Here is a 25,876-nt window from a genome sequence, read left to right on the forward strand (position 1 = left end):
ATTAATGTTCTAGCAAAATGTGTGTTTCCCTGGAACGTTTTTACGCCTGACGCCCTGTCAGGCGTTTTTTTATGCTTGTTCCATCGCGTAGTAATCGCGGATAAAGGTTGCAAAATCTTTATCATCTTCACTTTCAATATCTTGCTGTGCTTTCAATGACGCTTCAGCCAGAGCTGCGAAGTCGCTTTCCTGGTGGTGAGTATAGGAAAGTTTTTGGTATGTGTCTGCGTATTCTTTTGCTAACAGTAACCCCAGCGCAGAATTATCGGCATCGTCAGCCAGCAACGTTGACATAATCTGTCCTGATGGGGTTTGGTCAGGATCGCAAATCTTGCTCCACTGTGTACCAACGGCTTGAGAATATCTTTCTGTATCATTAGCTTTATCAAGAAGCCTGGCCACAGACTCAAATTTCTCAAACAGGCTTTTTGCCCAATCCCGCATTTTTACAGACTGGCCATGCTCTTTCAGGCAAAGCTCGGGGTTACGCCCTTCTAAAACGACGGCATCCATATTGTCCCGAGCTTCGGCGATTGTATCAGGCGTCAACTGTTCACTCGGCATCATCAGACAGGTCAGTAGATAAACATCCAGGAAATCCATCTGCTCTGACGAAATACCTGTTGCAGAAAATGGGTCTAAATCCAGAGCTCGTATCTCTATATAACTCACACCCCGATTAACCAGAGCATCTGTCGGTTTTTCCAGCGACAATGTAGGCTGTTTGGGCCGAATGGGTGAGTACAGCTCATTTTCGATCTGCAGGATATTATGACTAAGCTGCTGCCAGTTACCGTCTTCGCCTGCTGCAAACCCGGCGAACCGCGTGGAAGGCGTCTGCATTGCTTCTCTAAGCAACCTTACATAATTATCCAGTTCGTTATAGCAGATTTGCAAAGCTGATTGCTCGGCGTTGGTATAGCCCAAATCGCTCATTCTTAATGAAGTTGCATATGGCAGGTAATAGGTCCCCTTACCTACCTTTTCAAACTTCATTTTGTGCGATTTATTATTTAAAAACGAACTGCAAAGTGCAGGCGATGCACCAAACAGATAGGGAATTAGCCAACACGTTCTTCTGTAATTTCTTATCAGCGAGAAGTAGTCCTGCGCCACTTGTTCCTGAGTATGTTCCTGCTTATGCAATGCAGCCCAGTGTGCCCAGAAACTTTCAGAAAATGAAAAGTTATAGTGCACGCCCGCAATTGCCTGCATCATACTGCCATACCGGTTTTTTAATCCAACTCGGTAAACGCTTTTCATTTTGCCGACATTCGACTCGCCGAAATTAGCGATAGGGATGCTATCTTCATCTTCAATGAAACAGGGCATGCTCATTGGCCATAGCAACTCACCATCAATATTGTCAGAAACAAATTTGTGAATGTCCTGAAGCTGTTCTATTGATGTCTGAGCATGAATTGCTGGTGGGGTAATAAACTCCAGCAATGACTCTGAAAAGTCGGTGGTAATCGATTCATGAGTCAGCGCCGAACCCAGCGCCTCTGGATGACCCTTTTGCGACAGCGTTCCGTCCTTTTCAATACGAAGCGCTTCTCTTTCCACGCCACGACGACTCTGGGCCAGGCCTTTTATAAATGTACTGGCATTCAGCGCTTCCAGCCGCTGTTCAAAATTCAGTTGCGTCACAGTCAAATCTTAATCCGGTTTAAGGGGCTTTTCTAAATAAGGAAAAGCCCATAAAATTCAATGGTTATTACCGGTTTATACGACGAATCGCAAAATTACGGTGTTAACTCGCGTTCAGTTTTCTGTTGCAGCGACATCTCAATGACAGGAAACCCCAAAGTGAACAATTGTTCCAGAATTTTCTGCTTATCGCCAACAACAATTATTTGCATATCTTCCAACACCAACTGCTCCTGTGCCAACGCGTTCAATTCATCCGCGCTGATACTCTTGATGATTTCAAGTTGCTGTTGGCGGTAATCATCAGGCAAATTGTAGGCTTGAAGCTGACTTAAAAAGCGTGCCTTACTTGATGGTGTCTCGTATTTGAGCGCATCACTTAATGTAAAGGCATTTCGCATAAAAGTAATTTCGTCTTGCTGTATGCCTTCTTGCTTAAACTGCTTTATTTCATTAAGCATTTCAGTAATTCCCTGAGCAGTGAACTCAGCATTCAGGTCAGACGAGGCATCAAACCAACCAAGCGTTTTACCTCCGATAAATCCTGTAGATGCACCATAGGTATACCCCTTGTCTTCACGAAGGTTCAGATTAACTCTGCTGTTAAAAGCGCCACCTAAGGGAAAATTCATCAGCCGCGACTTAAAGTAAGTACCGGTTGCATCAAAGGTGGGGCCTCGCTTAACGATATGTACCACTGACTGCACGCCACCGGGGTTGTCTACCAGATAAATTTTTGACTTGTCATACTCAGGGAAATTATCAAAGGTAGGAATTGCATACGCTTTAGCCTGCCATTTTTCCATGAAATCCATGGTTTTGAGAAACGCCTCTTCCTTCAGATCGCTTACCACAACAGCATGCGCATGAGCCGGCGTGTAATACTGGTTATAAAACGCTTTGATATCTTCTAAAGAGATGTTTTGAATAGTCTTAAGCGTGCCCTCTTCGGGTAAGCTCAACCGGCTGTCTTTTCCAAACAAGACCCAATCCCGGGCCCGCGCAGCTAACGAAGAAGGGTTCTTGAGCTGCTGTTGCATACTTTGCATAACTCTTGATTTCATGCGCTGGAAATCCTGCGGTAAGAAAGCAGGATGAAACAGTTTCTCTTCAAGTAATGCCATTGTTTGTGGCAGGTTTTTTGTCAGGGATGAAACCATAACCTGTGTATATCGTCCCTGGGCAGAGAATTGTATCGAGCTGCCCAGTTTTGCCAGCTCGTTAGCAATAGCCTCATTTGAATAAGCATCGGTTGATTCATTCATCATTAACGCAGTGAGATAAGCGGTGCCCGCCTTTTCTTCTGAGTCCAGTAACATACCGCCTTCAAGGCTAAGGCTAAAGGTCACGGTGGGGGTTTCAGAGTTTGTTACACCCAGCAATGAAATACCATTGGGCAATTCGCTTTCCCAGTATTCAGGAACCTCTACAATAGGTGTTGGACCGGCGGGAGGAGGCGTGGACCGATCCGTGGTGTCAGTTACCTCTATTGGCTCAACATGCTCAGCAGGCTGTCGTTCAGGTATCTGACGCTCAGGCAATGTGAAGTTCTGTTCTCGCACTGCAAGTTGAGACTGGCCTTGTGGCACAACACTCAGCACGACACCTGCACTGTTTTTAATATATTTTCTATAAACGCGCATTACGTCTGCTGCAGTTACCGCGTTGTAGCGTTCGATATCTTCTTTTACCAAATCCGGCTTATCATGAAATGTTTCTCCCGCTGCAAGTTTGGACACTTTGCCAGCAACACTTTGAAGCCCGAAAACAGTTGATGACTCGATAGATGCTTTGACCCTTTGCAAATCATCAGGTTTAACGCCGCGTGCTTCAAATTCTTCCAAAGTCTGGTTAATAACGGTATTCAGCTTTGCCAAATCAGGCGTGCTGGCGGGGTTCGCCAATGCTAATAACTGAAATTCACAAGCCAGCTCCCGGCAGGGATGGTTAACCGCTGCCTGCACTGCCTGGCCTGACTTCACCATATTTTTGTAAAGTAACGATGTTTTGCCGCTGCCAAGGATATTGGCCAGAACATCTAACGGTGCCTCGTCCGGATGTCTTGCATACACTGTGGGATAGGTAATCTGCAACAAAGGTAAGTGAACATTGTCCTCAAGCGTAATGTAGCGGTTTTCCTCTAACTGAACAGGCTTCGGCTTAGCATCAGAAACCTCAGGACCTGCAGGAATACCACCGAAATAAGATTCGACCCAGGCTTTTGTTTTGGCAATATCAATATCGCCGCCGATAGTCAGCACAGCATTATTTGGGCCGTACCAGCGCTTGAAAAAAGCTTTCAGATCATCGACATTTACCCGATCGAGATCTTCAACGTAACCGATTGGCTGCCAGGAATAAGGATGCCCTGGTGGATACAGCGCCTCCGCAGTGCGCTCACTTCTTAACCCATAGGGTTGATTATCCACACGCTGCGCACGTTCATTTTTTACCGTCTCCCGCTGATTCTCGAATTTTTTCTGATCGACTGCCTGTAGTAAAAAGCCCATTCGGTCAGATTCGAGCCAAAGCACTTTTTCAAGTTGATTGGCAGGCACCGTCTGATAGTAATTCGTCCGATCGCTGCTTGTAGTGCCGTTCAGGTTTCCGCCAGATTCGGTAATAATCTTAAAATGCTGTTCATCGGCTACATTTTCAGATCCCTGAAACATCATATGTTCAAAAAAGTGGGCAAAGCCTGATTTGCCAATATCTTCGCGAGCTGAACCAACGTGATAGGTGACGTCCACATGCACCAATGGGTCTGATTTGTCCTGATGAAGAATAACTGTCAGGCCGTTATCCAGCGTGTACTTTTGAAAATCGATAGCAAGTTTGTCTGCCTGTGATGCTGAAACTGCCTGTGTATCACGTGCTTCAGGCTGACTGGCCTGCTGACACCCGGCTAATGCGCCGATTACTGCGCCAGTAATAAAAATGGTGTTTATGATGCGTTTATTCATCACGCCTTTTCCTTGTAGTGAACCTGACATTGTCAGAGAGAGCCTTACCATGTTCTTCTTGAACCTTAACCCACTCGACAGACTAACAAAATTCGTAACAGATAACCCCTGTACTATCACCACAGGTTGTATCAATTTGTGTAAGCTTCGCCTACAATTTACCGTCTAACCATCAGGGATTTTAAGATGAACAACACGACGTCCGTTATTGATCTGGCATTCGGGGTCTCTCAGTTAAGCGGCAACCGAAGTTTGTACGTTTCATTATTGCAGAAGTTCGCTGCGGAGTATCAGGACTTACCGGTCAGGCTAGACCATGCGCTGGCAGAAAATCGATGGCATGATGTGCGAACCCTGGTCCATACGATTAAGGGGGTAGCAGGCAATCTTGGTTGTAATGCCTTACACGAAGAAGCCCGGACCTATGAAAATGCAATCAGGGACAGTCATACCGTGCCTGCAACTCATCATACATTTATTGATACACTGGCTGAAACCCTTGGTGCTATTGAAAAACTGGCAGATGAAACCAGTGAAACCGGCGGTGCTAATATCTCGCAAACCCGGCAGACTTTTCTGGATGCACTGAACCATCATGAGTTTATCAGTGATGAAACACTAACACAGTGGATGGATGCGCTTGTTATGCCTGCAGATAAACAATCCGCAATACGCGAAGCCATTGATGAGCTGGATTACGATATTGCCATTGCAATTGTAAAAGCGCACAGTGCCTGATATACCCATTCTTTTTACCCACCCTGACTTTTACATCGTTGCTAAACCCGCCGGTGTTACTATGCACGATGCGCAGTTTGGTATTGTCACGCTGCTACGTAATCAGTTGCAGGAAACAGAATTATTTTTATGCCACCGGCTTGACGATGGCACTTCCGGTTGCCTGATACTGGCCAGAAACTCATCCGCTGCCGCAGCACTGTCTGAGTTGTTTGCAACACGCACTATCCAGAAGTTTTATGTTGCGGCGGCCTACGGTAAACCCAAAAAGAAGCAAGGTACCATCAAAGGCGACATGATTAATCGTCGCAGAGGGCAGCATATTCTGACCAAAACCCTTGAGAATCCGGCTATTACACAGTTTTTCAGTCAAAGTGTTTCTCCCGGCCTGCGTGGCTATATCGTCCGCCCGCTCACCGGCAAAACTCATCAGATAAGAGTTGCGCTGAAAAGCGTTGGCGCGCCTATACTGGGCGACACCTTGTATGGTAAAGACGACGCGGACAGGTTATATTTGCATGCTCTGCGGATTTGCTTTACCTATCAGGGGACGGCGTTTTCTGTCAGCTGCCCTGTAAATGCAGGTCAGGCATTTCTGTCGCCGGCCGGACAACACTGGTTAGGTACGCTCAGCGAGCCTGAACATCTTCCATGGCCTGAGATAAAAGGCAAAGATAGCGTCAACTAGGATATTTTATGGCTAACCCCATACGCGGTCAGGTACACATTGTCGGAAGCGGCGCTATCGGCTCTCTGATAGCAGCCGGTGCCCAGCGCAATCAAATTTCTTATAGTCTGACTCCCCGCAGACCTGAACAGCTTACCCAACGTTTGACATCCTACAGTGGTCAGTCACGCTGGTTATCTGGCAACCTGACCAGTAAACAAAAACTAGGCCCTGATGATTTGCTGATTTTTCCGTTGAAAGCTTATCAGCTTGAAGAGGCTGTTAAGCAGTGGATGGAGCGACTGGATGAGTCTACCCCGGTTCTGCTTCTGCAAAATGGAATGGGCGGGCTTGAGACAATCAGAAAGTTACTGCCCGAACATGCGGTCTATATCGCCACGACCAGTCATGGTGTATTAAAAACACAGCCCCATGAAGTAAAGCATACCGGGTTTGGTCGCACTATTTTTGGAGAGGCGCCGGACAATCCGGCGGTAGATGATGAGCAACTAGAGCGGGTATTTGAAACTGTGAGTCGTTGCTTGCAGCCGGTTACCTGGCAAAAAAATATCATCGAAGCACTCTGGCTTAAACTTGCAGTTAATGCGGTCATCAACCCGTTAACGGCACTACATGATATCCAAAACGGCGGCTTAAAAGACGAACGGTTTGCCGGCCATATCGACGATATATCTCAGGAAATGGTTGCAGTTATGCAATCTGAAGGTTATCGCTATTCAGTACAGGATCTGGTTGGCCAGGTTCGACAGGTCATCAATGCAACCTCGCAAAACTACTCGAGTATGCATCAGGATGTGAAACATAAAAGACCGACTGAAATTGATGCCATCAACGGATATATTGTGCAGACTGCACAAAAAAAAGGCATCGATGTCCCCATCAACGCCTTTTTATACAAGAAAATTAAATCGCTGGAGGCCGCTTATTCCTGACCTTCAGGACGCATGTGTGGGAACAGAATAACGTCTTTAATCGTCGGGCTATCTGTAAACAGCATCGTTAAGCGGTCGATACCAATTCCCTGCCCCGCTGTCGGCGGCAAACCGTGTTCCAGTGCACGAATATAGTCTTCATCAAAATGCATGGCCTCATCATCACCGGCATCTTTTTCTTCAACCTGCTTTCGGAAACGTTCAGCCTGGTCTTCAGAATCGTTAAGCTCACTGAAACCATTTGCAATTTCACGTCCGCCCACAAAGAACTCAAAGCGATCCGTGATAAACGGGTTATCATCGTTGCGGCGCGCCAGGGGTGAAACCTCCCACGGGTATTCAGTAATAAAGGTCGGCTGCTCCAGCTTTTCCTCTGCGGTGGCTTCGAAAATCTCGCACAGGTATTTACCTGCGCCCCAGATACCATCCACTTCAGGTTCTTTGATGTGCAACGCTTTTGCCATGGCTTTAAGCTCATCCAGATGAGATTCAGGATCACGAATCGCCGCCTCATTGGCTTCCGGCCAGTATTTAAGGATGGCATCGCCCATGCTCAGACGATCAAATGGCTTACCGAAGTTGTAATGCTTTTCTTCAAGGACATTGCCTTCTGTATCACGAACGGTATTGACCACTTCAGATGAGCCAAGGATGTCGTTCGTCAGCGTACGCAGCATGTCTTCGGTCAGGTCCATCAGATCATGATAGTCGGCATAGGCCTGGTAGAACTCCAGCATAGTAAATTCAGGGTTGTGACGCGTGGAGAGACCTTCATTACGGAAGTTACGGTTAATTTCGAACACCCGCTCTATACCGCCGACAACCAGACGCTTGAGGTATAATTCCGGTGCGATACGCAGATACATATCGATATCCATCGCATTGTGGTGCGTCACGAAAGGCTTTGCTGTGGCGCCACCAGGAATAACCTGCAACATCGGCGTCTCAACTTCGATGAACTTACGCTGTGTCAGATAGTGACGAATGCCGTTAATCAGCTCACTACGAATACGAAATGTCTCGCGCGTTTTGTCGCTGGTAATCAGATCGACATATCGCTGACGGTACTTTGTTTCCTGGTCGCTCAGGCCGTGAAACTTTTCAGGTAACGGGCGTAATGCCTTGGTCAAGAGCTCATACTCGGCCATGTCAACGTACAAGTCACCTTTGCCAGACATCTGCAACGTTCCTGCAACACCGATGATGTCGCCGATATCCAGACTACCGTACCTTGCCTTAATATCTTTTTGCGTATCTTTTGCTGCGTAAGCCTGAATCCTGCCTGTCATATCTTGAAGCAACAAAAACGGGCCGCGTTTGGCCATTATCCGGCCGGCTATGCTGACATGATTTCCCTGCTCTGCCAGGGTCTCTTTATCGAGATTACCATAAGCACTTTGCAGTTCGTCGGCGTAATTTTCACGGCGAAAACTATTGGGAAAACCATTAGCGCGGCAGTTTTCACGGATTGCGCTCAATTTTGCCCGGCGCTCGGCAATTAACTTGTTTTCGTCTTGCTGTTGACTGGTCATAACCTAATCACTTTATTGTCAGAGGCCAGATTTAAGGCTGGCTTCTATAAATTTGTCTAAATCACCGTCAAGAACGGCCTGAGTATTACGGTTTTCAATCCCGGTACGTAAATCTTTGATGCGCGAGTCATCCAGTACGTAAGAGCGAATTTGACTACCCCACCCGATATCGGATTTGCTGTCTTCCATCGCCTGCTTTTCAGCGTTTTGTTTTTGCAGCTCAAACTCATAAAGCTTGGCTTTGAGCTGTTTCATCGCCTGATCTTTATTTTTATGTTGAGAACGATCATTCTGACACTGAACTACAATGCCAGTAGGCTCGTGCGTGATACGCACTGCCGAATCTGTTCTGTTAACGTGTTGTCCACCTGCGCCAGAAGCACGGTATGTATCAACGCGTAAGTCTGAGGGATTGATATCGATTTCGATGTCATCATCAATTTCAGGGTAAACAAACGCTGAAGAAAACGACGTATGCCGACGATTGCCGGAGTCAAACGGCGACTTTCTCACCAGCCGGTGTACACCTGTCTCAGTGCGCAGCCAACCAAATGCGTATTCACCCTGAAAACGGATGGTCGCACTTTTTATACCTGCAACATCACCTTCTGACAATTCAATGATTTCGCTCTTGAAGCCGTGTGCCTCACCCCAACGAAGATACATTCTAAGGAGCATATTGGCCCAGTCCTGCGCTTCGGTGCCGCCAGAACCGGCCTGCAAATCAACATAGCAGTCTGCCGAATCATTGGGGCCGGAAAACATGCGCCGGAACTCAAGTTTTTCAAGTTGTTGCTGCAGGCCTTCTATCTCGCTTTTAGATTCTTCAAAGGTTTCTTCATCCTCAGCTTCAACAGCCAGTTCCAGTAACCCCTCAACATCCTCAGCGCCCTGTTCCAGAGCTTTGATGGTATCAACCACTTGCTCCAGAGCAACTTTCTCTTTGCCCAGACCCTGCGCATAGTCAGGGTCATTCCAGACATCGGGATTTTCAAGCTCCCGGTTAACTTCTTCTAAACGCTCTGACTTTGCATCAAAGTCAAAGATACCCCCTAAGTGCCTCAGTACGGGCCCGGATATCGGAGATGGCGTTCTGTACAGGATTGATTTCGAACATGATCCGCTTTCGCTTGATTAATAAGACCGCGAATAGTATCGAAAATACGGCTTTTTTAATAGCCGTCACAAAGAAGAAATTGGTCTTTACGGCAACTAGCGGGAATAAAGCGGGAGAAAGTAGGAGTAGCGCGGAAGACTACCCCCGGAATTATGCTTATTGGCAGACCTTTTCGCACAGGTTAGCCGTATCCCTGCCCAGCCCTTTTAGCTGTTTAATGGTTTTTTCATCGCTTATAGCGTGATTATCGTCGAGCAGGCCACTCACTTTCGCAATCGCTTTCTGGTTAGGCGCAACAATAACGCCCATATTTTCAAGTAGCATTCTTAGCACGACAAGTACACGCAAGCCACCCAGACCACCTGCAGACGATGCCATGATACCAGCCACTTTACCTTTATAAGCTTGCATGACTTTTTCATCTCCTGCCTTTCGGGACGCCCAGTCCAGTGCATTTTTCAATAATGCCGGGTAGCTGCTGTTGTATTCTGGCGAAGCAATCAAAAAGCCATCGTGATTGATCAGCAGTTCTTTAAAAGCCTGCGCCCGTTCAGGGATGCCATGGGCTGACTCTTCGTCTTCGTTAAAAATAGGCATCGCGTAATCTTCCAGGCTAATCACGGTAACTTCAGCCCCGGCTTCTCTGGCCCCCTCAACAGCAACATCAAGGATGGCCTGATTATACGAATTACGACGGATGCTTCCGGCAAACGCGAGTAGTTTTGGCATAGCGACTCCTTAAAAACAAAAGGCTGTTTTCACAGCCTTTTTTATCTATAAAACGGGAAAGTTCCCAGATATCTACAGTTTACATTTTTTCCAGCGTTTCGATACCCAACAACGATAAACCTAATGACATCGTATTGGAAACCAGAGCTGCCAATGCTAACCGACTATGACGCACTGCCACCGGCGTATCCTCTCGCAGGATCGGACATGCTTCGTAGAAACTCATAAATGCTGACGCCAGGTCATAAAGATAGGTGCACAATACATGCGGCGTAGCATCACGGGCGACCACGTTGATGGTTTCCTCAAATTGCATAAGCTGCACGGCCAGGGCATGCTCTTGTTTTTCGTTTATCTTGATATCTACAGGCAGATCCGCCACAGAGATACCGGACTTTCTGAAAATACTCTGTACCCTGGTAAATGCGTATTGCAAATAAGGCGCGGTATTGCCTTCAAAACTTAGCATGGTGTCCCAGTTGAAGACATAGTCAGTGGTACGGTTTTTACTTAAATCCGCATATTTCACCGCGCCAATGCCCACCTTGCGAGCAACTTCATCCAGCTCTTCAGCGCTCAGGTCAGAATCGCGTTTAGCAATCAGGTCACGTGCCCGGGTTACTGCTTCGTCCAGCAAGTCCACCAGCTTCACTGTACCGCCTGAGCGTGTCTTAAACGGCTTGCCATCGCTACCCAGCATCATACCGAAAGGACAATGCTCATAGCTTTGTTCCGGCTTCATGAATCCAGCTTTGCGGCCAACAATTTCAGTTTGTTTGAAATGGTAGGCCTGGCGGGCATCGGTCAGTATCAGAGTTCTGTCGGCGTTCAGTTTGCCTGAGCGATAACGCATAGCGGCCAAATCGGTAGTGGCATACAGGTAGCCGCCACCAGACTTCTGAACGATAAATACAGCAGGCTTTCCTTCTTTATCAGCAAGCTCTGGTAAAAATACAACCTGAGCCCCCTGGTCTTCCACAGCAATACCCTGCGCTTTCAAATCAGCGACCACATTGGCTAAATCATCGTTGTATGCCGACTCACCCATTACATCTTTGCGGGTCAGGCTGACATTCAGCTTTTGGTAGACTTCTTCGCTGTGCTGAATAGAAATATCTATGAACCGCTCCCACAGTGCAAGGCAAGCTTCATCACCGCCCTGCAGCTTTACCACAAATTCACGGGCGCGGTCTGCAAAGCCTTCTTCTTCATCAAAGCGCACCTTTGCTTCACGGTAAAAGTCTTCTAAGTCCGACAGCGCTGTCTCAGCCATATAATTGGCTTCCAACTTGTCGTTGAAGTGGGCCAGCAACATGCCAAACTGCGTGCCCCAGTCGCCCATGTGATTCTGACGAATAACATTATGACCCAGGAACTCGAGCAGTTTTACAACGCTGTCACCAATGATAGTCGTGCGCAGGTGACCAACGTGCATTTCTTTCGCCAGGTTGGGTGATGAATAATCCACAACCACGTTTTGCTGGCTTTGTTTGGCAATACCCAGGCGAGGATCGTGCAGGGCCAGCTCGCACTGATTTGCCAGCCATGCATCATTGAGATGGATGTTGATAAAACCAGGCCCGGCCACTTCCAGCTTTTGGGTTACATCATCCAGCTTAACCTGCTCGACAATTTTATCAGCAATATCCCGTGGCTTTTGCTTGAGCTGTTTAGCCAGCGCCATAGCACCATTGAACTGATATTCGCCGAACTCAGGCCGGGCACTCCGGGCGATGGGAACAGGTGCATTTTCCACACCCATCTCGTCTAAGGCCTGGGTAAAACGGCTAACTAATAATGCGTATATATTCATAGTTAAATCTTTAGTGCTCACGGGTTTTAGTAAACTGAATATCAGGGTAGCGCTCTTGCGCAAGTTGCAAATTGACCATAGTAGGCGCGATATAAGTTAAATTATCACCACCATCCAGCGCCAGGTTCTGCTCTGCTTTGCGACGGAATTCATCAAGCTTTCTTTCATCGTCGCTATAGACCCAGCGGGCAGTGTTTACGCTGATATGCTCATATAGCGCATCAACATTGTATTCTGCTTTAAGACGGGCAACGACCACATCAAATTGCAGTACACCTACAGCCCCGACAATAAGGTCATTATTCGCCAAAGGACGAAAAACCTGTACCGCCCCTTCTTCAGAAAGCTGAATTAAGCCTTTTAGCAGTTGTTTTTGCTTGAGGGGATCGCGCAAACGAATACGCTTGAACAGCTCAGGTGCAAAGTTTGGAATACCGGTAAATTTAAAGTTTTCACCCGAGGTGAAGGTATCACCAATACGAATGGTGCCATGGTTATGCAAACCGATAATATCACCGGCATAAGCCTCCTCCAGCAGAGCGCGGTCACCGGCCAGGAAAGTCAGGGCATCAGCAATGCGGATATCTTTGCCTATGCGCGAGTGGCGCATCTTCATGCCCTTTTCGTACTTACCGGAAACGATGCGACAAAATGCCACACGATCGCGGTGCTTTGGATCCATGTTGGCCTGAATCTTAAACACAAAACCACTGAATTGCGGTGCACTGGCTTCAATTTTGCCATCCTCTGTTTCCCGGGACTTTGGTGCCGGCGCCCAGTCCACAAGGCCATCCAACATATGGTCAACACCAAAGTTACCCAACGCAGTCCCGAAAAATACCGGCGTTAGTTCACCTTCTAGAAACAGTTCTTTATCAAATTCGTTAGAGGCGCCGCGCACCAGCTCAAGTTCGTCTCGCAACGTAGAGGCCAGTTCATCGCCCACGGCATCATCAAGCTCTGGATTGTCCAGCCCTTTTACCGTTCGGACATCCTGGATCGTATGACCCTGGCCACTTTGATACAAAATGATCTCATCGCGATAAAGATGATAAACGCCTTTAAAGCCTTTACCACTGCCAATAGGCCAGGTAATAGGCGCGCACATCATATTCAGCTCGGTTTCAACCTCATCCAGCAATTCCATTGGATCGCGGATATCGCGGTCTAGTTTGTTCATAAATGTGATGATTGGCGTATCACGCAGTCGCGTAACTTCCATCAACTTACGGGTACGATCCTCGACACCTTTAGCCGCATCGATCACCATCAGACATGAATCCACAGCGGTCAGTGTGCGGTAAGTATCCTCTGAAAAGTCTTCGTGCCCCGGCGTATCCAGCAGATTAACAAGATGGTCAGAATACGGAAATTGCATGACCGAGGTTGTTACTGAGATACCCCGCTCTTTTTCCATCTCCATCCAGTCTGATTTAGCATGCTGCCCGGATTTTTTGCCTTTAACCGTACCTGCCTTTTGCAGCGCACGACCGAACAACAATACCTTCTCAGTAATGGTGGTTTTACCCGCATCAGGGTGCGATATTATGGCGAATGTGCGACGTTTCTGAATTTCGTTCGCTAGCGCGTTATTACTCATGCTTACACTTATTCTTTAATTGACCGGGGGGCGAGATATCCGGCCATGGTGAATTACAATATCAATGGCACGGGATTATATAGTGTATAAGCTCACAAATACACACGGAGAGGGGATGGAGATAGCTGATACGCTTATTTGCGCGGGCTCGGGGTGGCAGAAAATTAGAAAGCACTGCTGATGCAGTGCTTTTTAACGGCAATGATAGTGTCTTATTTGATTTGACCGATGGCGCGCATTTCATCCTTCAAAGCACGAAGCATGTGGGCATCCGACTCATCTTGGTGCTGCGTTTCCTTCAGTCCAATCGTTTTTACCTGATTAGCCGGTGAATAGGTTGCAGTGGTACAATACTCAGGCAATTCAGTTGAAGCGATACCCTGTCCGGCTACGAACACACCGCCCCCTTCTTCCTGCCATACTGAAAACACTGACTGATAGACATCGTACATCTGGCTGCTTTTGAGTACCTGATAATTCAGGTAAGACGATGCATTGAGCCCGTGGCCTCCTGAGTAAGCGGTAAGTGCAATGCCATATTCCTGAGATAGTGTGGCAGCAGCGCGAACCGCGTAGCGCAGACCCGGCGCATGCGCTTCTTCATAATACTGGCCGGTACCATCTACGTAGTTGATTGCATCTGTAAGCATCGCATCAGCACTATCCACACTGAATTGATTCGCTGCATTATTCACCACAACAGGATCAACAGCCAGCGCATCAGCCTGTAGACCCGGCGCTTCCGCGCCCTCAAACTCACGAAGTAGCACTCCATCTAACAACATTGCGTTGTAGCTGTAACCCTTCATAGAATTATTAAGTGTGCCAGCCAGCACCGTCACAACACGGTCGGCCTCCGTGTTCCAGACAGAGTCGAAAATAGCTTGTATTTCCAGCGTTCTTGCAGCCTGCCAGTTACTGATAAGGACATTTTCTTTAGCCAGTAACGAATGATTAGCAAGCAACTCACTTTGCATTGCGTCGGGCCAGCGCTGCGTGGCACGCGCCAGTGCATAGTCACGACCCATGCTTTGAGGATAAGTTCGGTTTGCCAGGTCGCTACCCAGCTCAATATATAAGACACGGTTTGTTTTAAGCGAGGTAAGTAATAGCTCCGCCATGGCGGTTACATAGGCATCATCAGCTGCTAATGGTATGTTCAGCCACAAATCGGCAATAGCTTTATCTGCTAATTCTGTCATTGCCTCATACGGCACCCCACTGACGGTTCCCCAGTGTGCAGTTTGCATAGTGCTGCGCTGGCTCCAGCCCGATGCTCCCTGAAAACGACTTTCAGTTCCGGGTTTGCCATAAAGCGCTGCATCACTGAACAAATTTGTTGTGCGCACCACGCGACTGGATGTCAGATAGCTGACGTAATCTGCAGAAAATGTTTCTGCGTTACTTGCACCGGGACGCTGCAGCTGAATGTTCTTAAGATAATTACCGGTACCATCGGGATCTGTCTGCGTAACAGAGATAGTAAGCGGACCAGTGCCGGCATAGTGCAGAACAATCTGACCGTCCTGCTGCTCAATAATATCAGCGTTATCGAACGAAAATGCGCCCTGCCCTTCATAAGTCAGCGTGTACGAGCCCGTCTCATAGGCACCCTGTACCTTTGAGGACATTACCGTTGTAAAAATAGTGTCAGCAATCGTACCATCTTTAAGTGTCATGGAAGTGGGCCACCCCTGAGCATCCGTCAGGATATTGGCCGGACGGTCAGTAACAATACCTGCGCTGGTGCTGTAAAACCAGCCATGACTGGCATCTGATACAGATTGTCCACGCATACCGGCTGACTTCATCAGATCATTAAACATCCATGCCGTCATATCGCTACTTACCGAAGCAAGCTGAACCCCAAGCCGGTAAGTTGCAGCCTCTGCGCTTACGTCTTCGGTCAAAGTATCAGCAATATTATTGACAGGTAGTTGACCAGCATCTTCAACATCGGCTGGCGGCGTATCCTGTTCAACTTCTTCGGTCGTATCTGATATCGGAGCTTCAGGTAACGGGTTAGAAGGGGCTGGATTCGATGGCGCTGGCAAGCTTCCCGTTGTAAGCGGTTCAGACTGGTTAGGCGCTGGCAGTGGCTCACTTGAATCACTTCCACCCGAACCGCAGGCAGAAAGGGTTAAAACGGACAAACACACACTGGAAAGGAGAAATCGTCGGGTCATAACTGCAACACACTTCGTTTAAGACAGACAAGTCGCTAAAGCTCAGCGATAAGATGGGCTAAGAGTAGCTGTGAAGTGCGTGAGTTACTAAGGATTACAGGTATAAGCGACAATACGGCAGTATTGCTGCATTTGGAAAATTTAATTTAAGTCAATTTGAAGGCTTTAAAAACATTTAGTTAGACTCAACAGAAAGATATAAGTCGAAACGAATGTTAATATACAGACCTGTGCTCAACCACTGAGACAACGAAAAATCAGAAATTATTTCGCTTCATAATAATGGCGTCCTCCCTGCCATCTTTTGCTTCATAATACTTTTTTCGTACTTCCTGGCCAGTAAATCCGTGGGATTTGTATAGATTAATCGCAATACTGTTACTCGCTCTGACTTCAAGCCAAATTGTTGCCATTTTTTTTTGCGTACAAATATCAATAACTTTTTGAGTAAGCGCTTTTCCAGCCCCTTTCCCTCGCGCCCCAGGACTAACACCAATATCCATCAGTGTTGCTTCATCTGCAACCATCAGAATAATGGCATAGCCGATAACATCAGCATCACCAAGGGCAATCATTTGGTACGGCGGGGTAACACAGTCAGCGAAAGCAGCGTACGACCAGGGAGAATACGTTACCTGTTTATGAATATCATAGGCACCTTTTATCATCTCATGGTTATCAGGAGATAATGTTTGTATGGTCATTGCCGCCACAGCTTTTCCCATAAAGCAGCTTTCTGAGTGGCCGTTAACTGGCCGGGCTCGCAGGGAAGCTCAATAGTAGTTTCAGTTACCCGAAGCACTTTGCCGATTACCCATTGTGGAGAAGACTTTTCAGGGTAGCAAAGCGCCCATGCCTGGTCGACATCATCTATAAACTTAGTATGCTGCGAACGCTGCTTCTGAGTTAATGGTATAACCGCAGGCTCGACAGACTCAGACTGAGCCGGTGTCTTGCCGGTTAGTGACTCCCTTAATTGCGAAACGCGATTAATGGACCCGGTACTATCAGTTTTGGGTGATGCTGGGGATGGTGGTTTTGCTGTGCCAGATGAGTCTTTAGTCGTCGTTTCTGTCAGTACTCGTTCATCGGCGTTAATCCAGACACAGATTCCCATTTGCTGAAGTGCGGCAATTTGAGCTTGAGTAAGATGAGACATGAAACACTGGCTTCTGTATTGAGATAACTAACTATACGCCAGATAAGAGAAGATTGGCAGGGGTGGAGGGACTCGAACCCCCAACCATCGGTTTTGGAGACCGCTGTTCTACCAATTCGAACTACACCCCTAGCGCGAAATGCATTATACGTAACGGATGTTAAAGGTAAAGGATTTTTCTGCAGACGATGCGCTAAGTGGTTACTTATCCATCATTTTTGCAAAAATACCATGACCTCTACACGCAGGCCTGGCACGATGCGTTTAATGCTGCCGTCCACAACGCTTCTGTGGTATCTACCACTTCTTTTTGCTCATAGTAATAATGCTCAACGGTAGATTGCGCTATGTCGGCCTGTCTGGCATATCGGGCAATCAAGCGTTCAGTATCTTGCTCATTAAAACGATTGATACTGGCACATGAAGCCAGGTCGAAAAAACGATTCCCCATTGCAGCATATTCCCAGTCAACAATCATTACCGGATCTAATGACTGAATATGTCCCCATGACAAGTCATTGTGGCACAGAACAAGATGCTCGGCCGGCACATAGTCCAGTGCATACTGCCTGATAACCTGTTGCGTTTGCTTTACCAGCGGGTCATCTTCTTCCAAAAAGGCTTTTTCAACATAGTGAAAAAGCCTTTTTGGAAGATCCAGCGGCCTGACTGTAATTGGCTGCTTATGAATCTGAGCCAGAACGCCGGCAAGGATACCTGGCTTGTCACTATCAGCAATTTCTTGCTCTAAGCGCTTTTCCAGCCAGCTCTCTACCCAGAGATCCTGCGCTTTGTTCAGCCAGACTGGTGCAGGAGCAATCTCTCTGTGGGCCAGTTGTTCCTGCAGCAGAAACTGATGAAACCGGTTTATACCGCTGAACTCATCCCTGGCCAGCGATTTAACAGCAAAACGCGTCTCGCCATCTTTAAGTTTATAAACGCGGTTTACCTCACCACTTTGCAGCTCGGTAAGGCAGGCATTATCAGAAAGTGATAACACCGGTTTCAGTTCATTAATTATATGCGTGTGATTCATGCTGCATTTTCCATTGCCCAAGCCATTGCCAGTACCCATATACGGAGAAACCCACATATCCGGTGAAAAGACAGGCTGACAATATTAAGCCAGATTGCGCATACAGATATGCAGAAGCGAGGTTAATGAAAAACCAATACACCCAGTTTTGCAAGACTTTATGAGCGACCATGAACGTTGTGACGACACTTAGCACCTGAATACAGGCATCCAGCCACAAAAATTCATTGTTAAACTGACCCGCAGCAACAAGTGCCAGCCCCCATCCGGCCAGCAGTAATGTTGGAACAATCGCCAGGTGCCAGTACCACGGCCACGACTGCACGCCGGCTGCTGTCTGCTGCCCCTTTTTCCACTGATAATATCCGTAAACTGCCATTATCATATAAAAAAAGTTAAGCAGGGACTGAAATGGCAGCGTGACCTGCCAGAACAGATAGGTATAAATCGCCGTGCTCAAAAATGCACAAAGCCAACACCAGCTATTCTGCCGTGCAGCCAACCATACATAACCGATAGCCAGCCCGACCGCCAGCCACTCCGCGAGGGAGGTGGCCACGATCTGCTGCATAAAAGTATCAGTCATCACTACGGGACTGCATAGCATCAAAGTTTAAAAACTTAGCTACAAATACAGCCTGCCCCACTTCTTCATGGGTTCGTTGCATCTCAGCGCCAAGAATTTCCATCACCCGCTGATACTCACCTGTAACCTGTGTGCTGGTCGAACAGGTTGTAACTGTCAATTCGTCATAACAGTTGATGCGCTCTAAAAACGATTTGATTGTCGGAATAAAGCTATCCGCCAATGGGTAAAGTGATAGTTCTGCCATTACCTGCATAATTGTCTCCTAAAATTGATAACCTACGGTGACGCCATATTGTCTGCCTGCGCCTAGCTGGTAGTAAGGCTCTGGCGTTGCATAGCCAAATTCACCGTCTCTGGGATCGTTACTAAACCCACCAAAACCACGAACGTAGTAGGTTTTGTCAAACACATTGTTAGCCCAGACCGATGCGTACCAGTTCCTTTGTTCCCATTTAAGCTGAGTATTGACCAGTGTGGCGGAGGGCGACATGACATCGTGTCCGTCTGAGAAGCGATAACGGTCTTTAAAATCAACGTCCGCCTGCCACGACCAGCTATCGCTAATCAGCACGCGCGAATACAGATTGGCTGTCCAGCGTGGCGCCTGCGCCTGTTGTTGCTCATCAATGAAATCGCCGCGGGCATTGGTGTACTCTTCGAATTTTGCATCCAGGTAACCAATGCTGCCCTGAAGCTGCCAGCTATCAGTGACCTGCCAATTTGCCTCAATTTCTGCGCCGCGATTTGTTCCCAAATCGGCATTATCTATCACATCAATAAAATCAGGGGTACCATCCTGACGAGTGATAACGTCGAAATCGTTTACCTGGGTATTGTCTCTTTGCATGTAAAAAATAGCAGCGCGCAAGGTCGCCTGTGGTACAAACAGTGGCCCCTTGACCCCGAGTTCGTAGTTCCAGTTATACTCTTCATCAAAAAAGCGTTTATCTTCTGAGACCCGTTGGGCAGGATTAATGCCCGCGCCCTTGAAGCCACGCGAGATACTGGCGTACCACGTATGTTCATCAGGGGTATACTGCAACGCAGCCTTACCGCCAATCATACTGGTGTCGTATTCTCGCTGTAGCCCCTGATTATCCGCATAGTCGAACCCGTAATTTTCAAAACGCAGGCCAAATGTCAGCGCCAGCGAATCAGTAAATTGCGTATCAGTCTGCCCATATAAGGCTTTAGTCGTTGGCAGGTACTTACTGACAAAATCGTTTGCGGCGTAGGTGTACTCTCGCACTAATGCCTCTTCAACGCCCTTATAGTGCACGCCGATAAGCCAGTCGGTTGAGTTATTGAACAGTCGGGCGCTCTCAGCACTGGTAAACCGCAGTTCAGCCGTCTGCGTGTCTACTTCGCGAAAATAAGCATCAAAAGATGTATAGCCAAACGGGTGGAAGCCGGTGTAAGTCCAGTCTTCATCATAACCATAAGCGATATTATGAGAGGCATGAGTAAGCAAAGAAGTCAGCTGGCCGAAGTGATAATCGGTAGTCAGCTTTACACTGACTGCATGCGTTTGCTGGGTATCAAAACCAGGCTCGTCTGCCAGAGACTCCCGGGTATTATCCAGTGAAAATGCATCGTAGCCATTGTTTATATCGTACCAGCGATAGCTGACGTCGAGCACACTGTCACTACTTATATCCCACTGCAGAGCAGCTTTAGCTGCCGTTTCCTCAATATTGTCAGTATCTTCCCGATCCAGGAATGTATTGTTCACAAAGCCGTCGCTTGCGTTGTGCATAAATGCCACCCGATAGCGCAGCGCTGACGTTAACTCGCTGCCAGTTGCAGCTTCAATACGGTAGGAATCGTTATTTCCGACACGTACCTCAGCATGTGTCCCCTGATCCTCACCGGGCTGGTTCGACACAATCTTTACTGCGCCAGCCAGCGCACCGGTACCAAACAGTGTTGATTGCGGGCCGCGGAAAACCTCAACCTGCTGCGTATCGAACAATACGCCGGCTGCGGCAAGCCCCGAAAAGTCAAAATCATCAACTAAAAAGCTGACCGATGGATTGATAGGCTCTGCGAATTGTGAGCGCTCACCAATCCCGCGTATCTGAATAAACCGCCCTCTGGATGCGCCTGAAGCAAAATTTACATTCGGCGCCACGTTTAAAATATCATCTAGATAGGTAGCCTGGCGGGCATCAAGACGTTGTGTAGATAATACTGTTGCACTGCTACTTAATTGATCAAGCGTTGCCTGTCGAAAATCACCGGTAACAGTGATGTACTCAATGTCCTGTGTTTCGGCAACTGCGGTCGCGCTCAGAAAGGCCAGTAGTATCGCATTGTATTTCATTGAGGATCTCTTGTCTGATTAGAAAAGGATCCGGTATTGGGGCAGGAAAACTGGTTGCATTATGACACCATCCCTACGCCGGTATTATCCGGATCAGGTAAAAGGGTTCCTGTTTTACGAACAGATCTCAGCCGGATTCGGCACCCCTTGGTTGGCAGACTAACGTCTGCAGGCGCGCAGTGTATCAAGTAGTACAATAGGATCAAATAAAAAAAACGCCCGTTAAGAGTGACGGGCGGGCGTTTTTATGGCCGAATCAGCCGGTTGGTAGACACGTAACGTTTGATGACTCATGACAAAGCATTGTTTTATCAATAAACATGCTCTGAATAAGGTACAGCAACGTAATAGTGACAAACTGATTATAAGCAGCGACGGCAATATCTGACAGGACACTTTCTTGTAATTATGGGTTAATTACGTGTACTGGCAGGCGCTTTTGTTGGCGGTTAAGTTACGGAGTACTGATGACATTTCACGGATTATTCTGGTCGGCGATTATTCGTAGCTTATTAAGTTTGCGTCGTGACATGCAACTCACGAATCAGGCTGATGCGCATGCTGTTACCGCGCTTCCCGCAATCGAATCGGACCGGTTTAGCAGTCAGCAAACAGAAGCATTACTGGCTCAACTTATCCCCGCTCAAACCGTATTAAAAACGGGTCAGTCCCTGGCCGGCTATTTCGATTTTAATAAGATGGGCAATTTGGTTGTTTATATGACTTCAACGCGCGATATACAGAGTGCGTTGGATATGCTTGTTCCCAGAAGTAGTTCGTTGCTACCGGGTGAGGTGACAATGTCGACAACGGAAGTACCTGCTCTGGTCAGACTCAGCTGGTGTACTGAAAACGCAGAACTGCAAAACGAAGTCTGTGTATATTTTCTGCTGGTACTCTTTCGTCATCTTGCCGGGCGGCGATTTGACTTTGAAGAAGTGTCACTTCCCGGATCTGGTGGGCAGGTGCTGCATGCACTTTCAGATGCTAAGCGGCGCGACGGTGAGCAGGTGGCCGTTTCTTTTTCTCGTGCGTGGTTATCTCAGCCTTCCTTCTTTCATAGCCCAACCATTGAATCATTACTCGCGCCAGCATTAGCCATACGTCCTCAGTCATTTGAACATCAGTTACTGCACGTTTTCGCGCAAGCTCCGTTTCCCGCCCGCATTCGGGCAGAATGGGTCGCCGAAATCCTGGGTATGTCACTCCCTTCTTTGAGAAAAACGCTTAAGCTGGAAGCGATAACGTTCAGCGACCTGTTAAAATCGTATACGCACGGTCTATCTACCCAGCGCCTTATTCAGGGTGAAAAAACAGATGAGGTGGCGGTTTCTCTGGGTTTTTCTGACAGACGCTCGTTTGAACGAAGCTTCAAAGCATTTTCAGGTATTAATGCCGGACAAATTCGACAATTAGGTGCCCGACTCCGGTTCACACGTGGTAACGATAATCTGCTTTCTATTGTAGATAATTTGCCTCCCCTGCCCTCCACAATTCAGGCCATAGTCACTCTGAAAGACGACGATGTAACGCTGGGAAATATGGTCGCACTTATTAAAAAGGACCCGATCTTTCACGCGCATGTAATGAGCAAGGCGGGCAAAGCAACATTTGGTGGTAAGGTGACGACGCTGGAGCAGGCTGTGGGCCGTAACCTGGGGGTCGGCAATATCAAAAACCTGGCAATTATGTTTGCTGCCCAACAGCAGCTATCAGAACAATGCAGGCATCCGAAGGTGGAGCGGCTAATAGATGCAATGCTGTTTAGCGACAGCGTATATTCTATCGTGTATCAGGATACACCAGCCAATGGTGAGCATGAGAACACCCGACAGCAGTTGCTGTTTGGTACGCTGGCAGTATTTCTCGTCTTCCACGAAGAATGTGTATTTGCAGACGGGGTACTAAGAATGTGGCAGGAGAGCGAAAGCTTTCTGGCCTTTACCCGACAACTTTGCACTGAGCTTGGCATCTGCTTATATGGTGCATCATCACTTATGCTGCTTAGATGGGGCTTCGGCTATGAAACAAATCAGTCTTTATGGGAGCTGTGTAAATCCATCGAGAAGGATGACATGCAAGAAGTTCCCGCCCGTATTCTGAATGCCCATAATATTGCGTTTTCAATGCTGGCCAGCGAAACGGACTATGTGGGATTAGACAGCCTCGCTGACTCACACAAGGTGAAAATCTGCGAGGCCCTTGAACACTGGCGTTAATCGCTGGATTCGGAAAGCAGGTTCAGACTACGCAACTCCTCATCGGTTTGCGTTTTCAGACTTTCCAGCGTTTTGCCGTGTGGAACAGGCTGGCGCGTAACAGGATCGACCTTCACAAACACGATATCATCTGCAAGACAGATAGTTTTCTTTGTTGCCTTGTTCCGAACCAGGCAACTGACCGTAATCGACGTACGACCGACAGCTTTCGTCGCCAGTCCGAACTCCACGATATCACCCTGCATAGCCGGCGATTCAAAGCTGATTTCACCAATGTGCTTCGTGACCAGACAATTTGTTTCTAACTGACAAATTGCATAAATAGCAGACTCTTCATCTATCCACTCCAGAGCGCGGCCCCCGAACAGAGAGTCAGCATAATTAAGGTCGTTGGGCATCACTAAACGGCGTGATAAGAAACGCATTCGAAATCCTTCAGGTTAATAGGTTAAACTTCTTTATTTATTATACGGCAAAAACGTTGCGATGGCTTTTAAGAACCTCATTGAATGGCTCAGTGTGCCATTACGTGCAGATGCTGCGAACTATCATCGGCAGTTGATGTTGTTTGAGACAAAGGATGCCGCGCAATCAATAGAAGCGCTGGCTGACGCATTATCATCAGAACTATCCTGCGCGGTTTTAAGTGATGAGGCTCACTTCTGCGCAACTGCCAATGCACACCCGTTTGTACTATCCGATTACAAGAAGGTGCTAGGTCAGGAATTTGATATCGGCATATACAATGCGCTATGCGGTCTCCGACCTAGCGCAATACTTGCCCTGGCAGGCACACTTCGCTTTGGGGGCCGCCTAATCATACTTTGTCCTTCGCTGGAAGAATGGCCTTTTCATACCGGCGTCACGCAGCCACATTACCTGAGCCATGGTTATGCAATCAATGAAAGCCTTTTCACCCGCCTCATCATTGAAAAATTCGATCGGAACTGTACTGTTGCCATCTGTTCGAAAGATAAAAGCGTGGAGCGGCTTCCGATTAAGTACGTTACCACTTCGCAACGTTGTTATTCAGACAGCGAAAACTATCTTACAGTGAGTCAGCAACGCGTTATGGATGACTATTTGAGTTCACTGGACACAGATAAATCTTTATATGCGCTCACTGCGCCCCGGGGGCGGGGTAAGTCTGCCCTATTGGGCACTATAGCAGCCGCTCTGATAAACAGATCGCTTAAAATTTTACTTGTGAGCTCACGAGCACATAGTCAAACCGTATTTTACCGACATTTGGCAAATGCGCTTTCCTGCAAAATTCATGATGCAAGGGAATTCGTTGAGTGGTTAGCGCCCGATAATCCCAGGGCATATAACAATGATGCAGATATCATGTTGATAGATGAGGCTGCATCGCTGCCCCTGCCGGTTTTGATATCATTGACCGCAAGGAACAGCAGATGCTTTGTGACTACAACCACTTTTGGGTTTGAAGGTTCTGGTTTAGGATTTATCCACAAATTCCTGTTGCCCCTAAAAGCCAGTGGACAGCTTCGTCATCTAACATTGACCGAGCCTGTGCGCTGGGCAGCAAATGACCCGCTGGAGTCTGTTTTAGATAAAAGCCTGTTATTTACAGACGTTCAGGATGAGCCTGAGGTGTTCACTGGACCGATCACATTTTCACATCTTACAGCACAGCAGATTGATCCGGGAATACTTTCCAGACTCTATCACCTGCTCAGTGATTCCCATTACCAAACGTCTCCGGATGACCTGATGCGACTGACTGACGCCCCTGATGTATCGTTTATGTTAGCCTTTCAGGGTAAATTACTGGTCGGCGCTGCGGTTATTAACCATGAAGGTGGTAATAGACTTTCATCGTTAAGCGAAAGCATCGCACAGGGAAACAGACGTGTTAAAGGCCATCTTAGCGCGCAGAGTATTGCTCTGTTAACAGTGGATGCAGATTTAGCACATCGCTCATACTGGCGCATAAACAGAATAGCGGTTCGTGACGACTACCGAAGAAACGGTATCGCCTCATCTATGTTGAGCCACATTCAAACAGAAGCGAGAAAAATTCAGATCGACTGGCTTACCAGCTCTTATGCCTCCGATCCAGAGATAGATAATTTTTGGAAAAATGCTGATTTTGAATTGATACGGCGAGGAAAAAAGCCGGATAAGGCTAGCGGACAAATTAGTAATTTAATCGTAAAACCAGTTTCCACTTTTGCTAAAGAGAAACAAAATCAGCTCACGAATATGTATCATTTTGATACGGCTGAATCCATCGAAGAAATGAAGCGAATAGTAAATCACTTCGCTTTAGGTACGATCATTGACAGCAGAATAAAAGCGTATATAAACGGACACCGGTCAAGGGAGCTTACCGGAAATGCTTTTATCTATTTCATTACAACCAACGCTGGTTTATTGACTGAAAACTCACTGTCATATCAGTTTGTGATAAATAAGCGCTGTATAAAAGATTTAATATTGTTAAATAAATTAACGGGCAAAAAGGCGTTTGAACGAAAGTTATTAGAAGAGACGAAAACAGTCTTCAGAACGTCAAACAAAGAATGATTTATTTGATTCTAAAAACTACATGTAATCAACAGATCAAAAAAAAAAGCCC

General features: G+C 47.3%; 20 protein-coding genes, 1 tRNA gene and 1 riboswitch. Of the genes, 5 read left to right on the plus strand and 16 right to left on the minus strand.

The annotated features are described in order from the left end of the window. Positions 1 to 69 precede the first annotated feature (69 nt). Together gshA and FBQ74_RS12105 are read right to left on the minus strand one after the other, a co-directional pair. Positions 70 to 1,656, minus strand: a complete 1,587-nt coding sequence (gene gshA / locus FBQ74_RS12100) for a glutamate--cysteine ligase (protein ID WP_139756907.1) — start codon at positions 1,654 to 1,656, stop codon at positions 70 to 72. A gap of 89 nt (positions 1,657 to 1,745) precedes the next feature. Continuing rightward, positions 1,746 to 4,613: a M16 family metallopeptidase gene (locus FBQ74_RS12105; RefSeq protein WP_139756908.1), complete on the minus strand. Its 2,868-nt coding sequence runs from the start codon at positions 4,611 to 4,613 to the stop codon at positions 1,746 to 1,748. 186 nt (positions 4,614 to 4,799) lie between these two features. Here FBQ74_RS12105 and FBQ74_RS12110 point away from each other — a divergent pair, with 186 nt between their 5' ends. The 3 genes from FBQ74_RS12110 to FBQ74_RS12120 are packed head-to-tail and all read left to right on the plus strand — an operon-like array spanning position 4,800 to position 6,971. After that, positions 4,800 to 5,351, plus strand: coding sequence for an Hpt domain-containing protein (locus FBQ74_RS12110; protein ID WP_139756909.1), 552 nt, complete (start codon positions 4,800 to 4,802; stop codon positions 5,349 to 5,351). Continuing rightward, positions 5,344 to 6,039, plus strand: coding sequence for a TIGR01621 family pseudouridine synthase (locus tag FBQ74_RS12115; protein WP_139756910.1), 696 nt, complete (start codon positions 5,344 to 5,346; stop codon positions 6,037 to 6,039). Before FBQ74_RS12110 ends, FBQ74_RS12115 begins: the two co-directional genes overlap by 8 nt. A gap of 8 nt (positions 6,040 to 6,047) precedes the next feature. After that, positions 6,048 to 6,971 (plus strand): ketopantoate reductase family protein, encoded by a 924-nt coding sequence (locus tag FBQ74_RS12120; protein WP_139756911.1) that lies wholly within the window; start codon positions 6,048 to 6,050, stop codon positions 6,969 to 6,971. Here FBQ74_RS12120 and lysS read toward each other — a convergent pair. The 13 genes from lysS to FBQ74_RS12185 form a co-directional block, all read right to left on the minus strand. Next, a complete protein-coding gene (gene lysS, locus FBQ74_RS12125) occupies positions 6,962 to 8,503 on the minus strand; it encodes a lysine--tRNA ligase (RefSeq protein WP_139756912.1) in 1,542 nt (513 codons plus the stop codon). The genes FBQ74_RS12120 and lysS overlap by 10 nt on opposite strands. Positions 8,504 to 8,521: 18 nt before the next feature. Beyond that, a protein-coding gene (gene prfB, locus FBQ74_RS12130; protein ID WP_139756913.1) for a peptide chain release factor 2 occupies positions 8,522 to 9,620 on the minus strand; the annotation gives its coding sequence in 2 pieces (ribosomal slippage) (positions 8,522 to 9,544 and positions 9,546 to 9,620; 1,098 coding nt in all). Positions 9,621 to 9,776: 156 nt separating this feature from the next. Further along, positions 9,777 to 10,349: an NADPH-dependent FMN reductase gene (locus FBQ74_RS12135; protein WP_139756914.1), complete on the minus strand. Its 573-nt coding sequence runs from the start codon at positions 10,347 to 10,349 to the stop codon at positions 9,777 to 9,779. A 79-nt stretch (positions 10,350 to 10,428) separates the two neighbouring features. Beyond that, a complete protein-coding gene (gene argS / locus FBQ74_RS12140; RefSeq protein WP_139756915.1) occupies positions 10,429 to 12,162 on the minus strand; it encodes an arginine--tRNA ligase in 1,734 nt (577 codons plus the stop codon). A gap of 10 nt (positions 12,163 to 12,172) precedes the next feature. Then, positions 12,173 to 13,762: a peptide chain release factor 3 gene (gene prfC / locus FBQ74_RS12145; protein ID WP_139756916.1), complete on the minus strand. Its 1,590-nt coding sequence runs from the start codon at positions 13,760 to 13,762 to the stop codon at positions 12,173 to 12,175. A gap of 212 nt (positions 13,763 to 13,974) precedes the next feature. Then, on the minus strand, positions 13,975 to 15,915 hold the full coding sequence (locus FBQ74_RS12150) for a hypothetical protein (RefSeq protein WP_139756917.1): 1,941 nt from the start codon (positions 15,913 to 15,915) through the stop codon (positions 13,975 to 13,977). Between the two features lie 290 nt (positions 15,916 to 16,205). Next, complete coding sequence (gene rimI, locus FBQ74_RS12155; RefSeq protein ID WP_232371912.1) at positions 16,206 to 16,673, minus strand: ribosomal protein S18-alanine N-acetyltransferase; 468 nt, start codon at positions 16,671 to 16,673, stop codon at positions 16,206 to 16,208. Next, the gene (locus FBQ74_RS12160) at positions 16,649 to 17,107 is read right to left on the minus strand and encodes a hypothetical protein (RefSeq protein WP_139756918.1); all 459 of its coding nucleotides are present in this window, start codon (positions 17,105 to 17,107) and stop codon (positions 16,649 to 16,651) included. Before FBQ74_RS12160 ends, rimI begins: the two co-directional genes overlap by 25 nt. A 54-nt stretch (positions 17,108 to 17,161) precedes the next feature. Continuing rightward, positions 17,162 to 17,238: transfer RNA gene (locus FBQ74_RS12165), tRNA-Trp, on the minus strand. Positions 17,239 to 17,345: 107 nt separating this feature from the next. Further along, a complete protein-coding gene (locus FBQ74_RS12170) occupies positions 17,346 to 18,143 on the minus strand; it encodes a phosphotransferase (protein ID WP_168190661.1) in 798 nt (265 codons plus the stop codon). Then, complete coding sequence (gene pnuC / locus FBQ74_RS12175) at positions 18,121 to 18,714, minus strand: nicotinamide riboside transporter PnuC (protein ID WP_232371913.1); 594 nt, start codon at positions 18,712 to 18,714, stop codon at positions 18,121 to 18,123. The genes FBQ74_RS12170 and pnuC overlap by 23 nt, the downstream gene beginning before the upstream one ends. A gap of 7 nt (positions 18,715 to 18,721) precedes the next feature. Then, positions 18,722 to 18,985, minus strand: coding sequence for a YkoF family thiamine/hydroxymethylpyrimidine-binding protein (locus FBQ74_RS12180; RefSeq protein ID WP_139756921.1), 264 nt, complete (start codon positions 18,983 to 18,985; stop codon positions 18,722 to 18,724). A gap of 9 nt (positions 18,986 to 18,994) precedes the next feature. Continuing rightward, positions 18,995 to 21,055: a TonB-dependent receptor gene (locus FBQ74_RS12185; RefSeq protein WP_139756922.1), complete on the minus strand. Its 2,061-nt coding sequence runs from the start codon at positions 21,053 to 21,055 to the stop codon at positions 18,995 to 18,997. Between the two features lie 53 nt (positions 21,056 to 21,108). After that, a riboswitch (TPP riboswitch) is annotated at positions 21,109 to 21,213 on the minus strand. Between the two features lie 309 nt (positions 21,214 to 21,522). On the opposite strand from FBQ74_RS12185, the gene FBQ74_RS12190 reads away from it, so the two are divergent. Next, positions 21,523 to 23,274 carry a helix-turn-helix domain-containing protein gene (locus tag FBQ74_RS12190; RefSeq protein ID WP_139756923.1) on the plus strand — a complete coding sequence of 584 codons (1,752 nt, stop codon included), beginning with the start codon at positions 21,523 to 21,525 and terminating at the stop codon, positions 23,272 to 23,274. On the opposite strand, the gene FBQ74_RS12195 is transcribed toward FBQ74_RS12190, so the two are convergent. Next, a complete protein-coding gene (locus FBQ74_RS12195) occupies positions 23,271 to 23,699 on the minus strand; it encodes an acyl-CoA thioesterase (RefSeq protein ID WP_139756924.1) in 429 nt (142 codons plus the stop codon). The genes FBQ74_RS12190 and FBQ74_RS12195 overlap by 4 nt on opposite strands. Before the next feature lie 61 nt (positions 23,700 to 23,760). Here FBQ74_RS12195 and FBQ74_RS12200 point away from each other — a divergent pair, with 61 nt between their 5' ends. Continuing rightward, complete coding sequence (locus FBQ74_RS12200) at positions 23,761 to 25,824, plus strand: GNAT family N-acetyltransferase (RefSeq protein ID WP_139756925.1); 2,064 nt, start codon at positions 23,761 to 23,763, stop codon at positions 25,822 to 25,824. Positions 25,825 to 25,876: the final 52 nt, after the last annotated feature.

The organism is Salinimonas iocasae (assembly GCF_006228385.1).
Classification (GTDB): Bacteria; Pseudomonadota; Gammaproteobacteria; order Enterobacterales; family Alteromonadaceae; genus Alteromonas; species Alteromonas iocasae.